Below are 15,139 nucleotides of genomic sequence, written 5' to 3'. Positions count from 1 at the left end.
CGGGAAGACCCGACGGGGCCAGCCTCGGACGATGGAGAAGCCGGCCGCGATCTTCTACAACGAGATCGAGGATCTCGTCGAGCTCGTGGCCCACCCGCCCGAGCTCTCGGCCGACGACGTTGACCGGATCCTCGCCCGTGGAGAGCCACGGCCCCTCGAGGAGGAGGGCCTGACAACCACTCCGGTACCGGGAACACCGGCCCACGCTGATCTCACAGTCCGTGGACGAGCGGATCAGGCGCCCCCGCGAGGGGCTACTGATCTTGACCGTGCGCTGCCGGTCGATGGATCATGATGATCGCTCCACGCTCGGCCCGGCGACGACGATCATGGTGTTCCCGCGGAGCCGGAACCGGGCAGGATCCACTCCAGCCCGACCCGGCGGACCAACGATCAGCAAGAAACGATCAGTAAGAGCAGTGAGGCGACCACCATCGGTTGTGCGTCGCCGAGTTCCTGACATCGTCGGACGAGGGACTACTCGGGGAGCGCGACCCGATCGGCGAACAGGAGCATCGGGAGCGGGACGACCGCCGACGCCGTGAGACCTATCGGGAACACGACGTCGGCGACGCCGGTACGGCGGGCGGAGTTCCACACCTTCACGCCGAGGATCCCGCCGCTATCCCTGCTCCTGGTACTCGTGCTGCTCCCGGCGCCCGCCGGGGACCAGCTGGCGGATCTGGGGCGCAACCTCCAGGGCGGCCCGGACCTCCAGGGCATCGACCACGACGGCCGAGACGGGGATCCCGAGCCTCTCCGCTCTGGAGGTCGCCCATTCCAGGACCCCAGCGGGTAGGCATAGCCATACGTCGCTGATGTCGGGCTCGTCTTCCATCAGAGCGTCCAGAAACGTGTAGTCGTCCGCCCTGCTAGGGCGCGAGCCCCACTGTCTACGTTCACGGTGACGGCCACGGCTTGGCCCCTGCGAGGGCGTGAATTCATCGGCTCTCGGGCCGCGGGAGAGCCTCACAGCGTCCCCACCACCATGATCGCGACTCCCGGCTCCGGCCGGCGGTCCATCACGTCACCAGCCCGCGCCACGACTTCCCGGGCGATGTTGATCGCCCATCTCGCCACGTCGGACCGGCCGCCGAATTTCGGTATCATTCGGTCGACGAAGGAGTTCCGAAAGCTCGTCGGACTCACGGCGAACCGGTCCGTGTCAATGGCATACGACCGGCGTCCCGCCACACTTCTATCTGTACCCATGGAAGCAATCCCTTAACTAGCTGGCCCTTTACCTCAAGTGAACCGACCGACTGTCGTCAAATGCCCGTTCCGCACTATTTTTGATCATGGAAAACGCCTGCTTTCCACCAGAGACGCGCGCCATGGGGTGCTGGGAACACGCCGACAGGAGCGCCTTCCGTGGCTGACCCCGATACTTCCACCACGAGCGTGCACCCGCTGCCGGCACCGCCGCCGAAGCCGGCTTCAGCGCAGACGGACGCCATGTACGAGCCTGCGGCTGTCGACCCGCCAGTCGCACCCCCGCCGGAAATGGCACCGTCGCCCCGGCGGCGCCCAGCAGTCAGCACAAATCCGAAGGAACGACAGGGGACAGCCATGAGCGCAGATCCTGGGTGCTGGGGGTGGCATCGCGATGATGACCTGCACGCCGAAATGGTGCGGCGAGCCGCAAGCATCAGCACGATGACCGGCATGCCCATGACCGCCGAAGTCGATCTCCCCGCCCTCCATGCCTTCGCGAACGGGCTGGAACGTGACCATCATCAGGCCGTGTGAGCGAAGCGATCCGAACGAGCCGGCGGCCATGCCATCCTGCTCGGGTGGAGTTTCCCTGGCGGCTGGTGATGACCCTGGCGTGGGAGGCATACCAGGCCGGGAGCCTGCCGGTCGGCGCGGTCGTTGTGAACGGCTCCGGTGAACCGGTTGGGCAGGCACGCAGTACCCGCCACGAGGACATCCAGGTTCCCGGCCAGCTCGCGAACACGCGGATCGCGCACGCCGAGGTCAACGCGCTCGCCCAGCTACCGTGCCGGGGGTCGTTCCAGCAGCACGTCCTCTACACCAACGTGGAACCCTGCTGCCTGTGCATGGGCGCCGCCCTCCAGACCGGCGTCGGCGTGCTCCATTACGGTTGGAGGGACCACTACGGCGGGGCGGCAACGGTCGTCCACAATCCCCAGCTCAGCCGACGCAGCTTCGAGGTCCTCGGGCCCGCCGACGACGTGGTGGAGCTGGTAACCGGGCTCCTCATGACCTGCCACTACTTCTACCGGCGCCCAGGACGAGGGGCTGTGAGCGTTCCCTGGCGCGAGGAGACCCCCGAGGTCGTCGCGGTCGCCGGGCGGCCCTCGGTGGCCGCCACGATCTCCCAAGCCGTCGAGTGCGACGCGGACCTCGACACGCTGATCGACGCACTGCGATCCCCGCTCGGGCTCGCCGTCCGCTGACCTCACTCCCGTCAGCACGCCACACGCCGGGGCGGTCCGCTACCGGCGTCCCGGCCGTTCAGGCGGGCGGCGCCGCCGGCCAGGAACCAGGGAGTCAAGGACCCGGGGCTGGTGCCCGCGCTGCTGGCACTCGTCGAGCCGGACCAGCGTGGGGATCCGGAGTCCCCGCTGCTGTGGACCACCAAGTCCACCCGGAGGCTGGCCGCGCAGCTGACCGCGGACGGCCATCCGGTGGGTGCGGACACGGTCGCGGCGCTGCTGCAGGCCGAGGGGTTCAGCCTGCAGGGCACCTCGCGGACCGAAGAAGGAACTGGCGGACTTCGCTCACACCGCCGGTCTAGCGGTGACCGTGTGTCACTTCCCGCCGGGAACCTCGAAATGGAACCAGATCGGGCACCGGTTGTCCTCCCGGATCAGCACGAACTGGCGCGGACAGTGGAACTACATCCTGTGGTCACAGCCACCAGTCCCCCCGCCACCGCGGGACGACCGCGCCCAGCCCGACAACCGCGCCCCGGACTGGCCGCATCATCCGACCACCGCCGGCATGCGGGCCCACCACGTCGCGGACCTGCTCGTCTCCGTCGAGCAGTACATCCTCGACCACCCACCGATCAGCCTGCACCACAAGCCCGCCCGCTACCACGTCCTGCGACGCGGACCGCTCTCGCTGTCCGACCGCCTGCTGGTCACCGTGATCCACCACCGCTGGAAAACCCAGCAAGACGCGCGGGGCGGTTCCGTGCTCGCCATGCTGAGGCCGGCAGCGTCCTGGTGGACCCGGACGGTGGTCGAGTCCACCGACCAGGGACGTCTCCGCCTCACCCCGCTTCGCGGCTTCAGGAATCAAGCCCCCCGGCAGGGCACCGAAGACGCCTGCGCCCCACCACCGCCGGACCGCACCCTCGACCCACCACCGCAACCACGCGGGACATGGCCCGAACCCGCCGATCAGCAGGTAGGGCTCGAGGAACTTCCCCTCCTCATCCGTCACCCGCACCCGCACCCGCCAGAACGATCTACCGGATCAGGCCCCGCCACGACGGCGAACCCCACAGACAGATCACAACTCGACACACGCCCTAAAACGGGGACACGTTGCCGCTGCTGCGCGGGTTCCGCCCGGCAGTGACCACGATGAACGTTCTACGGCGCGTAGAATCCGGCGGGTGCGACGACAGGTGCAGACGGCTCCCGCGCGTCGCGGCGACGACCGGCAGGCTCGCGACCGGCAGGCCCACAACCGGCAGGCCCGCGGCCGGCGGAGCAGGGTCACCGCCGCGATCGGCGCCGTCGCCGCGATCCTCCCCGCGCTGCTGCTGGCCCTGGCGGCACCCGCGGCGGCGCACTCCCGGCTCGTGGCCACCACACCGGCCGCGAACAGCGTGCTCCCCGCCGCGCCGGGTGAGATCACCCTGACCTTCAACGAGTCCGTCTCGGCCCGCTACACCCACGTCGCCGCGACCCGCGCCGACGGCACCAGCGTGGCCAGCGGTGCCACGCTGGTCGAGGGCGCCACCGTCCGCCAACCGCTCACCGCGCTGGGCGACGGGCGCTACACGGTCTCCTACCAGGCCGTGTCCGAGGACGGCCATCCGATCGGGGGGACGTTCACGTTCACCGTCGCGGGACGGGCGAGCCCCCCGGCCGGGGACGCCGGCACCGCGCCACCCGCCGGGGGCACCGTGCCCACCGCCGGCGCCGGCGCGGCCACGGCGGCGCCCACCGCGGCCACGCCGGGCACCCCGACCTCGACGGGCGCCCCGACCTCGACGGGCACGGGGTCCGCCACGACCGGTCCGGCCGCCGGCGCGGACGATGGGGACGGCGGTGTCGGCTGGGCCGTCGTCGTCGTGATCGTCGCCGTCGTCGTCCTCGCCGGCGGCGGCCTGCTCGTCATCCTGCGCCGACGTCAACCCGGAGCGCGCTGACCATGGACACTTCCGCCTCGACGGGCACGCCCACCTCGACCGACGCCCCCGCCGCCCCGGAGGTCCTCGCGCCGGGGGACGTCTCCCCCGCGCCGAAGGCCGCCCGGTCGCCGGGCGCGGCCGGGCGTGCGCTGCCCGTCGCGGTGCTGGCCGGCTGCGCCGTGCTGGCGCTGGTCGTCGGCTTCGGCCCGGGTCCGCTACGGCTACCCGGGCTGCCCTCATCCGGCGAGGGCACCCACTGGGCGTTGCCGTTCGCCCGGTTGGCGGGCCGAATCGCCTCGGTCGCCACCCTCGGCTGGCTGCTCGCCGCCGCGGTCCTGCTGCCGGCTCGGCGCGCCCCCGCTCACCGAGACCGCGAGCCTGCCGGTGCGGACGCGGGGGCGGCGGGCGCGGGCGACGTGCGGGCAGCCACCATGCCGGACCGCGCGGCCGGGTCCCGCCAGCGGCCGTTGACGTTGACCGCGCGCCGCTGCGGCCGGTACGCGGCCGATGCCGCGGTGGTGTGGGTGCTCGCCACGCTCGCGGAGCTGGTGTTCACCCTGTCGGACGTCTCCGCGCAGCCGGCCGGGGACGTGCTCGACCTGCACGCGCTGCGCTCGTTCGTCTCGTCGACCGCCCAGGGCCGCGCCCTGGTCATCGTCGCGGCGCTCGCCGCCGTCGTGGCGATCGTCGGCCGTACGGTGACGACGACGACCGCGGCCGGCGCGCTGCTCGCCGTCGCCGCCGCCGGGCTGCTGCCGCCGGTCCTCGCCGGGCACGCCGCCACCTCCGGTGACCATGCGATCGCGGTGGTGGCGCTCGCGGTGCACATCCTCGCCGCGTCGGCCTGGGTGGGCGGGCTGCTCGGCCTGCTGTCCGCCGTGCGGCTGCCCGCCGGCTCCTTCGGCCCGGCGCTGCGGCGCCACAGCCGGTTCGCGGCCGGCGCGGCGGCCGTCACCGCGGTCAGCGGGATCGGCGGGGCCGCACTGCGGCTCGGCGGCCTCACGCCGCTGTGGGAGACCCGCTACGGCCTGCTCGTCACGCTCAAGGCGGTGGGCCTGATCGCCGCGGTCGTGCTCGGCGGCCTGCTGCGCCGCCGGGTCGTCACCCGGCTCGCCGCGGCCACGACGGAGACGACGGCGGGCGCTGGGACGACGGCGGGCGCTGGGACGACGGCGGGCGCTGGGACGACGGCGGGCGCGGTCGGGCGGTTCGTCCGCCTGGCGGGCGTGGAACTGACGGTGCTGACGGCGACGCTGGGCCTGGCCGTGGGACTGTCCCGCACGGCCCCGCCGGTGGACGACGCCCTCGTCCCCACCGACCCGACCCGGGCGCTGCTCGGCTACCCGATGCCGCCGCCGGTGACCGCCGCGCGGCTCGCCGCCGACTGGCGGATCGACTGGGTGTTCCTCACCGCGTCGCTGATCGCCGCCGGGCTGTACCTCGCCGGTGTGCGCCGGCTGCGCGCCCGGGGCGACGGCTGGCCGGTCGGACGCACCATCGCGTGGCTGTCCGGTCTGCTCGTCGTCGTCGTCGCCACCTCCAGCGGCCTCGGGCGCTACGGGCCGGTCCTGCTCAGCGTGCACATGACCCAGCACATGCTGCTGAGCATGCTCGCCCCCGTCCCCCTCGTCCTCGGCGCGCCGGTGACCCTGGCGCTGCGGGCGATGCGCCCCGCGCGGGCCCCGCATCGCGGCGGGCCGCGGGAGTGGCTGGTGGCGCTGCTGCACTCCTGGCCGGTGCGGGTGCTGACCCATCCGGCGTGGGTGACGGTGAACTTCGCCGGCAGCCTGTACGTGCTGTACCTGACGTCGCTGCTGACCACGCTGATGCGCAACCACCTCGGCCACCTGTACATGAACGTGCACTTCCTCGCGGTCGGCGTGCTGTTCTTCGAGCTGCTCATCGGGATCGACCCGCTGCCGCGGCGGCTGCCGCACCCGGGGCGGATCCTGATGCTGCTGTCCGTCGTGCCGTTCCACACCTTCCTCGGCATCACGATCATGAGTGAGTCGACGCTGCTCGGGGCCGGCTGGTACGGCCGGCTGGTCCGGCCGTGGGGCGTCAGCGCGCTCAGCGACCAGCACACCGCCGGCGGCATCGCCTGGTCGTTCGGGGAGCTGCCGACGTTCGTCGTGCTCATCGTGCTGGTCATCCAGTGGTCGCGGATGGACGAGCGGCGCACCCGGACCCGCGAGCGCCGCATCGCCGCCGCCGGCGACGTCGACGCCGAACTCGACGCGTACAATGCCTACCTCGCCCGGCTCGCCGGTGGCCCGACCCGTCGTCGCACCGCGGCGACGACCAGCCCGGCGGTCACGGGGAGCCCGGCGGTCACGGAGGGCACGGCGGTCACGGAGGGCACGGAGGGCACGGCGGTCACGGAGGGCACGGCGGTCACGGAGGGCATGGCGAACGGCAGCGGGCCGGCGGGACCGACCACGGCCGGACCGACCACGACCGCGGCTCCCGCGCCCCGGGGCGCCGCGGACGACGACGGCGGCGGGCACGCCCCCGCCGGGAACGGCGGCTGACGGCGACCGCCGTGGTGCCACCCGACCGGGCGGGCGGGAATCAGCCGCTTCGGCCGCCGATCCAGTCGGCCCAGTCCTGATCGGAGCCGACGAAGGTCACCACGATCCGCCGGGCGCGAGCCGCGGACCCGCCGGACGGTGGGGTTACGGGTGGGCGCGGCAGCGGAGCCGTCCGGTCGTCCGTCAGGAGCGGCCCGGCGCCGGGCGCTGCCGGCGCGGGCGATGGACCGGTCGGCATCATCCGGGAATCCCTGCTCCGGCGGCCGCCACGGCACCGGGATGCATCTCTTTTCCAGCCGTCGGCGCGGGCCGGCCCCGTTTTCCGGCGCCGCCGTGAACTGCGCCCAGTCGCGCCGGCATCTCCCATCGGCGAAATACCGGTCGGAACACAATGCGACCAGTGCGGGGGCGACGTCCTGGTTCTCCTCGACCGGAATATCACCGGCGGGCCGGACCCGCCCCTTGTTCAGAAGCCCGCCGACCCCGGCACCGGCCAAAATCCTCGGCTCCGCCTCCACGTCCGCGTGAAAGCGTTTGACCGCCGGCAGATCCTCGCCGCGCGCCGAGCTGAGCAGAAAGTAGGTCTTCACCCGGTGCCCCCGTCACCCATACGCCACCCCCCCGAGTAGCGCATGACCGCGCACCGGGTGCGCGGCGTGATCGGCCCGCATAGTGCCCGGCTCGGGCGACGTCGACAACCCCTTTCGCGCCGACTTTTTGATCCGCGGCAGTCATGACATACCTGCCGACCCGGTGAGCCGTGGTCCGCGAACCCTTGTCCCGAATGATTCATCCGGCCGCTGACCTGCGACGTCGCCAATTCCTGGAGCGGGTTGGCGGCGGCGGGGCACGCCCCGTGGACCGCGACGCCGACGGCGCCTGCCGGCCTGGTGCGCGGGGCTCCCCCACGGGCGCCGTCGCCAGGCCGACTGCGCGACCGCGGCGCCCGCCCCACCGCGCAGCGCCACGCGGCCGGTCCGGAGGGTCCGTCCGGCGCGACGGGGGCCCGCGGGCCCGGACATCCCCAGCCCGGTCGGGCGGGGGGCACGCCGGCACGCGCAGGAGGTCACCGATGGGCCGGGCGGCCCGCTGCGCCCGCCGGGGCGTCGGGCCGGGCGGCCACCGGGCCCGTCCCACCGGCCCCGCACGAGCCGCCCACGAGCCGCACGCGTTTTCCCTCGGTGTTGGGCATTCAGCGGCAGGCGGCAGCCCCTCGGGCACAATACCGGCGCGTGGGCGACTGCCCGGCGAATCGGCCTGCCCCGTGGCCCCGCAACCCTCGAAAAAATTTCGGACGTCGGCGTAGTCCGAATGTGGGGTCGTATCATTTCCGGCGCACCGCGAGGCATTCACGGTTACGATCTCCGAGGCGGTCGGAAATCCCCTCGCCGCGCAGGCTTCGTCGCCCGGCGGCGGCCGCGACGGAGGAGCAGCCAGGTGTCGCAACCCCCCTGTGAACCGGGCCCCGCTGGCCGCGAAACCGCACGGAAGCAGGCGTTTGTCCCACGTCAGGGAAAACGTCCGGCCTGGCGGCCGCGCCAACTCCGGGCCCGCGCTCAAGGGGCCGATCGCAACGGGTTCGTCGTCTTCCTGCGGGCGGAGACCACCGGTGGGCTGCTCCTCGTCGGCGCGACGGTGGCCGCCCTGATCTGGGCGAACGTCGCACCCGGCTTCTACCACACGGTGTGGTCCGCGCACGCCGGCCTCGGCCCGCCCTGGCTGCACCTGACCGACCTGCGCGCCGCCGACTGGGTCGCCGACGCCCTGCTGGCCGTGTTCTTCTTCGTCGTCGGCGTGGAACTCAAACGGGAACTGACCGTCGGCGCCCTGGCCGACCGCGCCAGCGCGGCACTGCCCGTCGCCGCCGCGGCCGGCGGCATGATCGCACCCGCGCTGATCTGCCTGGCCCTCACCCACGGCACCCCGGGCGCCGGGCGGGCCTGGGCCATCCCCGTCGCCACCGACATCGCCTTCGCCCTCGGCGTGCTGTCGCTGGCCGGCCCCCGGGCCCCGGCCGGGCTACGCACCGTCCTGCTCGGCCTCGCCGTCGCCGACGACCTCGGCGGCATCCTGCTCATCGCCGTCGGCTTCAACAACGGCATCTCCCCCGGCTGGCTGGCCGCCGCCGCCACCCTGCTCGCCACCGCCGCCCTCGCCCACCGACGGCGGTACACCTCACCGCTGCTGCACGTCCCCCTCGCCGTGGCCACCTGGGTCTGCGTGCACGCCGCCGGCGTCCACGCCACCGTCGCCGGCGTCGCCCTCGGCCTGCTCGTCCGGGCCCGCCCCGACCCCGACGAGACCGAGGCGCCCGCCACCCGGCTCGAACGGCACCTGGGCCCGATCTCCGCGGCCGTGGTCATCCCCGTGTTCGCGCTGTCCGCGACGGGGGTATCCCTCGCCCCGTCCGCCCTGCTCCACGCCGCCGGCGACCCGATCAGCCGGGGAGTCGCCATCGGACTGGTCGCCGGCAAACTCCTCGGCGTCCCCGCCGGGGCCTGGCTGGCCGTGCTTCTCGGCGCCGCCCGCCTGCCCGACGGCGTCCGCTGGGCCCACTTCGTCCCCCTCGGCCTGCTCGCCGGCATCGGCTACACCGTCAGCCTGCTCCTCGCCGGCCTCGCCCTGCCCGACACCCGGGTCGAAGGCGCCTCCACCGCGATCCTCACCGCCTCCGTCGTGGCCAGCGCCCTCGCCCTCGTCGCCCTGCGCACCCCGCTGGCCGCCGCCGGCGACCCGGGCGCCCGCGGGCCGGGCACGCTCGCCGAGCAGGCCGGCGGGCGGGCGGGACCGATCCCACGCACCAGACGGGAGTCGGACGGTGGCCCGGCCGGCGGGGAGGAGCCGCCCCGGCGAGCCGGACGCCGTCCGAGGCGGGGAAGGCCGTCGCGCCCGTCGCCCACCACCGCTCCTGACGAGCGTGGCGGCGCCCCGGGCGGCCCTGCCCCCGCAACGCGGACCCGGGTCAGGCGCGGGCCCCGGCCGTCCCCCCACCCGCGGTGACCTCACCCCGGGCCACCGCGCCCCGGGTCGCGTCACCCACCGCCACGTCACCCACCGCCACGTCACCCACCGCCACCTGGCCCGAAGCCGGCCCGCCGGAGGTCGGTTCGTCGCCGGCATCCGGCCCCCCGCGGAGGGCGGCGGGCTCGGTCCCGGACGCCGACGGCCGCGGCAAGGTCCGCACGTTGCTCTGCGACGCCGAGGGGCGCCGCGCCGCGGCCAGCTCGTCCCGGGAGGCCGCGGCGGACAGGTGCCGGCGGGTCAGCAGCCAGACGAGTTCGAGCAGGACCCCCGCGCCCGCGGCGATGGCCACCCCGGTCCACGGGCCGGTCGTCCCCACCAGCGACAGCTGGAAGAACTCCTGGCCGAACGGGATGACCAGGACCAGCACGAACGCGACCGCCATGGTCAGCACGAGGGCGATGCGCCACCACGTGTAGGGGCGGGCGACGATCGCCAGCGCCCACAGCGCGATGAGGAACAGCGTCAGGGTCGCCATCGACGTCTCGGCGTCGAGATCGTCGTAGATCGACCGCGCCACCAGGTAGGACGCCATCGTCGCGGCGGCGGCGAGGATCCCCGCGGGCAGGGCGAAGCGCAGCACCCGGCCGACGAAGTCCGGCCGGGCCCGCTCGGCGTTCGGGGCGAGCGCGAGGAAGAACGCCGGGATGCCGATCGTCAGCGAGCCGAGCAGCGTCAGGTGCCGCGGCAGGAACGGGTAGGGCACCCGGGTGACGACGACGAGGACGGCGAGCAGCACCGAGTAGACGGTCTTCGTCAGGAACAGGTTCGCGACGCGTTCGATGTTGCCGATGACGCGGCGCCCCTCGCCGACGACGGACGGCAGCGTCGCGAAGCTGTTGTCGAGCAGGACGATCTGGGCGACGCCGCGGGCCGCCTGGCTGCCCGAGCCCATCGCCACGCCGATGTCGGCGTCCTTGAGGGCGAGGACGTCGTTGACGCCGTCGCCGGTCATCGCGACGGTGTGCCCGCGGGACTGCAGCGCGGCGACCATCTCCCGCTTCTGCTGCGGCGTCACCCGTCCGAAGATCGAATGGGTCTCCAGGGCGTGCGCGAGGCCGTCGGGATCGGTCGGCAGCGTTCTCGCGTCCACCGGGGAGTCGGCGCCGGGCAGGCCCAGGGAGCGGGCGACCGCGCCGACGGACAGCGCGTTGTCCCCGGAGATCACCTTGGCCGCGACGTTCTGCTCGGCGAAGTAGCGCAGGGTGTCCGGCGCGTCGGCCCGCAGCCGCTGGGCGATCACGACGAGGGCGACCGGCACGACGGACGCCGGGACGGTCGCCGGGTCGGCCAGCGCGCCGTCGAGCGGCGCGGTGAACCGGCCGAGCAGCAGCACCCGCAGGCCGCGCGCACCGTAGCCGTCGACCTCGGTGAGCACCGGGTCGCCGGCGGGCAGCAGCACGTCGGGCGCGCCGAGCAGCCAGGTGGCGACGGTGCCGGCCGGGTCGGCCAGCGTCGCGCCGCTCCACTTGCGGGCCGAGGAGAACGGGGCGTCCGCGCGCACCGCCCAGCCCGCCGGCGCCGGGTACGCGTCGATGATCGCCTGCATGCTGGGGTTCGGTCGGGCGTCGGCGGCGCCGAGCACACCCAGCACCTGCCGCGCGGCGTCGGTTGCGGCATCGGTTGCGGCATCGGTTGCGGCATCGGTTGCGGCGTCCGCGTCGACGATGCGCAGCTCGGCGACGTCCATCGCCGCCTCGGTGAGGGTGCCGGTCTTGTCGAGGCAGACGACGTCGACGCGGGCCAGCCCCTCGATCGCCGGCAGCTCCTGGACGAGGCACTGGCGGCGCCCCAGGCGCACCACCCCGACCGCGAAGGCGACCGAGGTGAGCAGCACGAGCCCCTCGGGCACCATCGGCACCAGGCCCGCGACCATCCGGCGGATCGCCTCGGGCAGGTCGTCGTCGTTGACGAAGAGCTGACTGATGATCAGCGCAATGCCGGTCGGGATGATCATCCAGGTCACGACCCGGAGGATCGTGCTGATGCCGGCGCGCAGCTCGGAGTGCACCAGGGTGAACCGGCTGGCCTCCTCGGCGAGCTGCGCGGCGTAGGCCTCGCGGCCCACCCGGGTCGCCCGGAAGGCGCCCGCGCCCGCGACCACGAAACTGCCGGACATGACCTGGTCGCCGGGCTGCTTGTGCACCGGGTCGGCCTCGCCGGTCAGCAGCGACTCGTCGACCTCCAGGTGCTCGGCCTCGGCGACGACGCCGTCGACGCCGATCCGGTCGCCCGGCCCGAGCTCGATGACGTCGTCGAGGACGATCTCGGACGCGGCGAGCTGCGCCGCGACCCCGTCGCGGCGCACCAGCGGCCGGGACTCCCCGACCACCGCCAGGCGGTCCAGGGTGCGCTTGGCGCGCAGCTCCTGGAACAACCCCACCAGGGTGTTCGCAACGATCACCCCGCCGAACAGGGCGTCCTGCAACGGGCCGACGACGACCATGAACGCCAGCAGGACGCCGATGATCGCGTTGATCCGGGTGAAGACGTTGGCGCGGACGATCTCGCCGAGGGTCCGGCTGGAGCGCAGCGGCACGTCGTTGACGCGGCCGTCGGCGATCCGCTCGGCGACCTCGGCGGCCGTCAGCCCGACGACGGATCCGCCGCCCGGGGTGGTGGATCCGGCCGGATCACCGGGCTCGGCGGCGTTCGCCGGCTCTTCACCCGACGCGCCATCCCCGATGGTCGCCGTGTCCGGGCCGTCGTGCCGTCCCGGGGACGGCCGCGCTCCCGCGACCCCTGGCCGATACATGGCGTCCTCCACGCTCCGTCGCGGCCGCCACCAGGAGCTCGGCGGCGGCGTCGGGCATCGCCTGCTGGGCCCGGGATCCGGCAGGCGGCCGGCGCGCACACCGCGAAACCGTGCGCGCGCCCGGGGACGGCCACGTCCCGGCATGCCGCGTCCCCCACCGCACCGTGTCCCTCGCCACCGCGCCGACCGGGCACCCCGCACCCCCGCCCACCGCGCGTCGCGTTCCGTACGCCGCATGGGCCGCCCGCCCACCGTAGTTGACGCGCCCGCGACGGGTCCGCCCGCGGGTCGTCAGTCGCCCGGGGCACCCGCGTCCGCGCTGATCGCGCCGCCGGCGAGCAATGCCAGCAACAGCAGCCCCAGGGCGACCCGGTACAGCACGAACGGCGCGAAGCTGCGGGTCGAGATGTAGCGCAGGAACCAGGCGATGGCCGCGTAGCCGGTGGCGAACGCCACGATCGTGGCGGCGATCGTCGGCCCCCAGGACACCTGCGCGCCATCACCGCCGATGGACTTCAGCTCGAACACGCCGGAGGCGAGCACCGCGGGCATGGCGAGCAGGAACGAGTAGCGCGCGGCCGCCTCGCGGGTGTAGCCGAGCAGCAGCCCGCCGCTGATCGTCGCCCCGGAGCGGGACACGCCCGGGATCAGCGCGGCCGACTGCGCCAACCCGTAGAGCAGGCCGTCGCGCACCGACAGGTCGGGGAGGGTCTTGCGCGGCCGCGGCAGTGAGTGCCGCCCGCGCGGGCGGCCCTTCGAGGCATACCAGTCCGCGCCGCCGAGGATGAGACCGAGCACGATCAGCGTCGTCGCGATCAGGCGCAGGTCGCGGAACGGGCCCTCGATGGCGTCCTGGAAGATGACGCCGAGCAGACCGATCGGGATCGTGCCGAGGATGACCAGCCAGCCGATGCGGGCGTCGGTGTCCTTGCGCATCTCCCGGCGGGTCCACGACAGCGCCCAGGCCCGCACGATCCGCGCGATGTCCCGGCGGAAGTAGATCAGCACCGCGGTCTCGGTGCCGATCTGGGTGACCGCGGTGAACGCGGCGCCGGGATCGTCCCAGCCGGCCAGCGCGGCGGTGATCCGCAGGTGGGCACTGGAGGAGACGGGAAGGAACTCGGTCAGCCCCTGGACCAGCCCGAGGACCGTGCCCTCGAAGAAGTTCATCGGCGACGACTGGAGCCCGAGAGCCCGCTGCGCCCGGACTGCTCGGCGTACCCGGACTGCTCGGCGTACCCGGACTGCTCGAGTCGCCCGGTGGGCTCGGTGCGGTCGATGGGACCGGCCCCCATGTCGGTCGGCGGGTCACCCGCCCGTCGGGTCCGATCTGGTCGCGTCATCCGTCTGCACCCCTCCACTCGCCTCACGCTAGCGGAGCGTGAGGCACGTCCGGAGGGCGGGGATGACGGCCACCGCCCGGCCGGTGGCTGCGGCGACGCGCCCGGATCGCCGGCATCGTGGCTGGTAGGGTGCGATGCAACCTGTCGTCCGGTTTCCCGCCGTCGTGGCTGGTGTGGGCGGCGGTCGTCGTCGCGTTCGCCGTGCGTCGGCGGCTCGGGCGGTCGCCGCGTCGGCGTCCACGCCCCCGGGCAGGACGTTGCCGGGCCTCGTCACCCCGCCGGATTCGCGCCCGCCGGGCGCTGTGGCCCGCGGACGCATCCATGAGCCTTTCCCACGACGACGCCGCCGTCCCTCCGGAGGCGCCCAACTCCCTCACCGCGCCACCCCACCGCTCACCGCGCCTGGCCGCGGGCACCGGTGGCCGGCGCGCGCCGAGCCTGCCCCGCCCGGTCCGTCCCGTCCGCCGCGGCCGCACCGGTGCGCCGCACCGACATGCCTCCCCCACCCCGGCCTCCCCCGATCCTGCCTCCGCCGCCCCGACTACCCCCGGTCCCGCCTCCCCCGGTCCCGCCTCCTCCGGTCCCGCCTCCCCCGCGCCGGCCCAACCGTCCGCCCCGGCAGGCCCACCGCCTGTTCGGACCACAGCCTGTTCGGCCCACACCGCCTGTTCGGACCACACCTGCACCGTCGGCGCCGCCCGTGCCGCCAGGCGCTCCCCACAGCGCAGCGCGCGGTTACGGCGCTCTGCTGGACCAGCCCGGCGGGTGGGTGCGCCTCGCGGCCGGTCTCGTGGGGCGGCTGCCCGTCTCGATGCTGGGCCTGGGCAGCCTGCTGCTCGTGGCGGACGTCACCGGCTCCTACGGCCAGGCCGGGGCCGTCAGGTCGTGATCCCGATCTCGGCCGGGCTGGCCGCCGTCGGGACGCTGCTCGCGACGCGACGCGACGCGCCCCGACATCCCGGACGGGACCGGCCGAACCGGCCATCCGCCGCCGTCCGCGGGCGTTGCCCGCGGACGGCTTCACCATCACGTCACATCCGCGAACGAGAGCTCTCACCTTCCGTTCACCTTTGGACCGCATGGTGTCACCGGAAAGCGGGGGCCCGCCGACGCATGCCCCGCTCCGGGCGCCGGCGCGGGCGGCCGAGCAGCTTCG

11 protein-coding genes and 2 pseudogenes are annotated in these 15,139 nt (G+C 74.1%); 7 read left to right on the top strand and 6 right to left on the bottom strand.

Features of this window, described 5'->3' with window-relative positions; translation table 11 throughout:
* Window positions 1–477: 477 nt before the first annotated feature.
* Together FRAQA3DRAFT_RS37970 and FRAQA3DRAFT_RS03065 are read right to left on the bottom strand one after the other, a co-directional pair.
* Complete coding sequence (locus FRAQA3DRAFT_RS37970) at window positions 478–606, bottom strand: hypothetical protein (RefSeq protein ID WP_009737606.1); 129 nt, start codon at window positions 604–606, stop codon at window positions 478–480.
* A gap of 16 nt (window positions 607–622) precedes the next feature.
* Window positions 623–838 carry a hypothetical protein gene (locus FRAQA3DRAFT_RS03065; RefSeq protein ID WP_009737605.1) on the bottom strand — a complete coding sequence of 72 codons (216 nt, stop codon included), beginning with the start codon at window positions 836–838 and terminating at the stop codon, window positions 623–625.
* Between the two features lie 731 nt (window positions 839–1,569).
* Here FRAQA3DRAFT_RS03065 and FRAQA3DRAFT_RS34495 point away from each other — a divergent pair.
* From FRAQA3DRAFT_RS34495 to FRAQA3DRAFT_RS38380, 3 genes and pseudogenes are all read left to right on the top strand, one after another.
* A complete protein-coding gene (locus FRAQA3DRAFT_RS34495) occupies window positions 1,570–1,749 on the top strand; it encodes a hypothetical protein (RefSeq protein ID WP_157467046.1) in 180 nt (59 codons plus the stop codon).
* A 44-nt stretch (window positions 1,750–1,793) separates the two neighbouring features.
* A complete protein-coding gene (locus FRAQA3DRAFT_RS31180; protein WP_051054125.1) occupies window positions 1,794–2,420 on the top strand; it encodes a nucleoside deaminase in 627 nt (208 codons plus the stop codon).
* A 99-nt stretch (window positions 2,421–2,519) separates the two neighbouring features.
* Window positions 2,520–2,856: pseudogene (locus FRAQA3DRAFT_RS38380) on the top strand (hypothetical protein); the annotation flags it as partial.
* 18 nt (window positions 2,857–2,874) lie between these two features.
* Here FRAQA3DRAFT_RS38380 and FRAQA3DRAFT_RS36595 read toward each other — a convergent pair.
* Entirely contained in the window at window positions 2,875–3,027 is a 153-nt protein-coding gene (locus FRAQA3DRAFT_RS36595) for a hypothetical protein (protein ID WP_232291892.1), read from the bottom strand.
* A gap of 562 nt (window positions 3,028–3,589) precedes the next feature.
* On the opposite strand from FRAQA3DRAFT_RS36595, the gene FRAQA3DRAFT_RS03050 reads away from it, so the two are divergent.
* The 3 genes and pseudogenes from FRAQA3DRAFT_RS03050 to nhaA all read left to right on the top strand — a co-directional run.
* Entirely contained in the window at window positions 3,590–4,351 is a 762-nt protein-coding gene (locus tag FRAQA3DRAFT_RS03050) for a copper resistance CopC family protein (RefSeq protein WP_232291891.1), read from the top strand.
* A gap of 2 nt (window positions 4,352–4,353) precedes the next feature.
* A complete protein-coding gene (locus FRAQA3DRAFT_RS03045) occupies window positions 4,354–6,864 on the top strand; it encodes a cytochrome c oxidase assembly protein (RefSeq protein WP_009737600.1) in 2,511 nt (836 codons plus the stop codon).
* A gap of 1,590 nt (window positions 6,865–8,454) precedes the next feature.
* Window positions 8,455–9,570: pseudogene (gene nhaA / locus FRAQA3DRAFT_RS03035) on the top strand (Na+/H+ antiporter NhaA); the annotation flags it as partial.
* A 256-nt stretch (window positions 9,571–9,826) separates the two neighbouring features.
* On the opposite strand, the gene FRAQA3DRAFT_RS03030 reads toward nhaA, so the two are convergent.
* The 3 genes from FRAQA3DRAFT_RS03030 to FRAQA3DRAFT_RS34480 all read right to left on the bottom strand — a co-directional run bounded on the left by FRAQA3DRAFT_RS03030 (window position 9,827) and on the right by FRAQA3DRAFT_RS34480 (window position 13,983).
* A complete protein-coding gene (locus tag FRAQA3DRAFT_RS03030) occupies window positions 9,827–12,640 on the bottom strand; it encodes a cation-translocating P-type ATPase (RefSeq protein WP_009737597.1) in 2,814 nt (937 codons plus the stop codon).
* Between the two features lie 291 nt (window positions 12,641–12,931).
* Window positions 12,932–13,810, bottom strand: coding sequence for an undecaprenyl-diphosphate phosphatase (locus tag FRAQA3DRAFT_RS03025; protein WP_009737596.1), 879 nt, complete (start codon window positions 13,808–13,810; stop codon window positions 12,932–12,934).
* Window positions 13,807–13,983 (bottom strand): hypothetical protein, encoded by a 177-nt coding sequence (locus tag FRAQA3DRAFT_RS34480; RefSeq protein ID WP_009737595.1) that lies wholly within the window; start codon window positions 13,981–13,983, stop codon window positions 13,807–13,809. The genes FRAQA3DRAFT_RS03025 and FRAQA3DRAFT_RS34480 overlap by 4 nt, the downstream gene beginning before the upstream one ends.
* A 700-nt stretch (window positions 13,984–14,683) precedes the next feature.
* Between FRAQA3DRAFT_RS34480 and FRAQA3DRAFT_RS35705 the strand changes: the two genes are divergently transcribed.
* Window positions 14,684–14,872, top strand: a complete 189-nt coding sequence (locus FRAQA3DRAFT_RS35705; protein ID WP_198287236.1) for a hypothetical protein — start codon at window positions 14,684–14,686, stop codon at window positions 14,870–14,872.
* The last annotated feature ends 267 nt before the right edge of the window (window positions 14,873–15,139 follow it).

This window comes from Frankia sp. QA3, assembly GCF_000262465.1.
In the GTDB taxonomy this organism is placed as follows: domain Bacteria; phylum Actinomycetota; class Actinomycetes; order Frankiales; family Frankiaceae; genus Frankia.
The sequence above is the reverse complement of the archived record's forward strand: the minus strand, read 5'-3'. Positions and strand labels throughout refer to the sequence as shown.

Excerpts from the sequence above, each read along its gene's own strand:
- FRAQA3DRAFT_RS03065 (WP_009737605.1), bottom strand. The coding sequence starts at position 838 with ATGGAAGACGAGCCCGACATCAGCGACGTATGGCTATGCCTACCCGCT.
- FRAQA3DRAFT_RS34495 (WP_157467046.1), top strand. The coding sequence starts at position 1,570 with ATGAGCGCAGATCCTGGGTGCTGGGGGTGGCATCGCGATGATGACCTG.
- FRAQA3DRAFT_RS03045 (WP_009737600.1), top strand. The coding sequence starts at position 4,354 with ATGGACACTTCCGCCTCGACGGGCACGCCCACCTCGACCGACGCCCCC.
- FRAQA3DRAFT_RS03030 (WP_009737597.1), bottom strand. The coding sequence starts at position 12,640 with ATGTATCGGCCAGGGGTCGCGGGAGCGCGGCCGTCCCCGGGACGGCAC.
- FRAQA3DRAFT_RS03025 (WP_009737596.1), bottom strand. The coding sequence starts at position 13,810 with ATGAACTTCTTCGAGGGCACGGTCCTCGGGCTGGTCCAGGGGCTGACC.
- FRAQA3DRAFT_RS34480 (WP_009737595.1), bottom strand. The coding sequence starts at position 13,983 with ATGACGCGACCAGATCGGACCCGACGGGCGGGTGACCCGCCGACCGAC.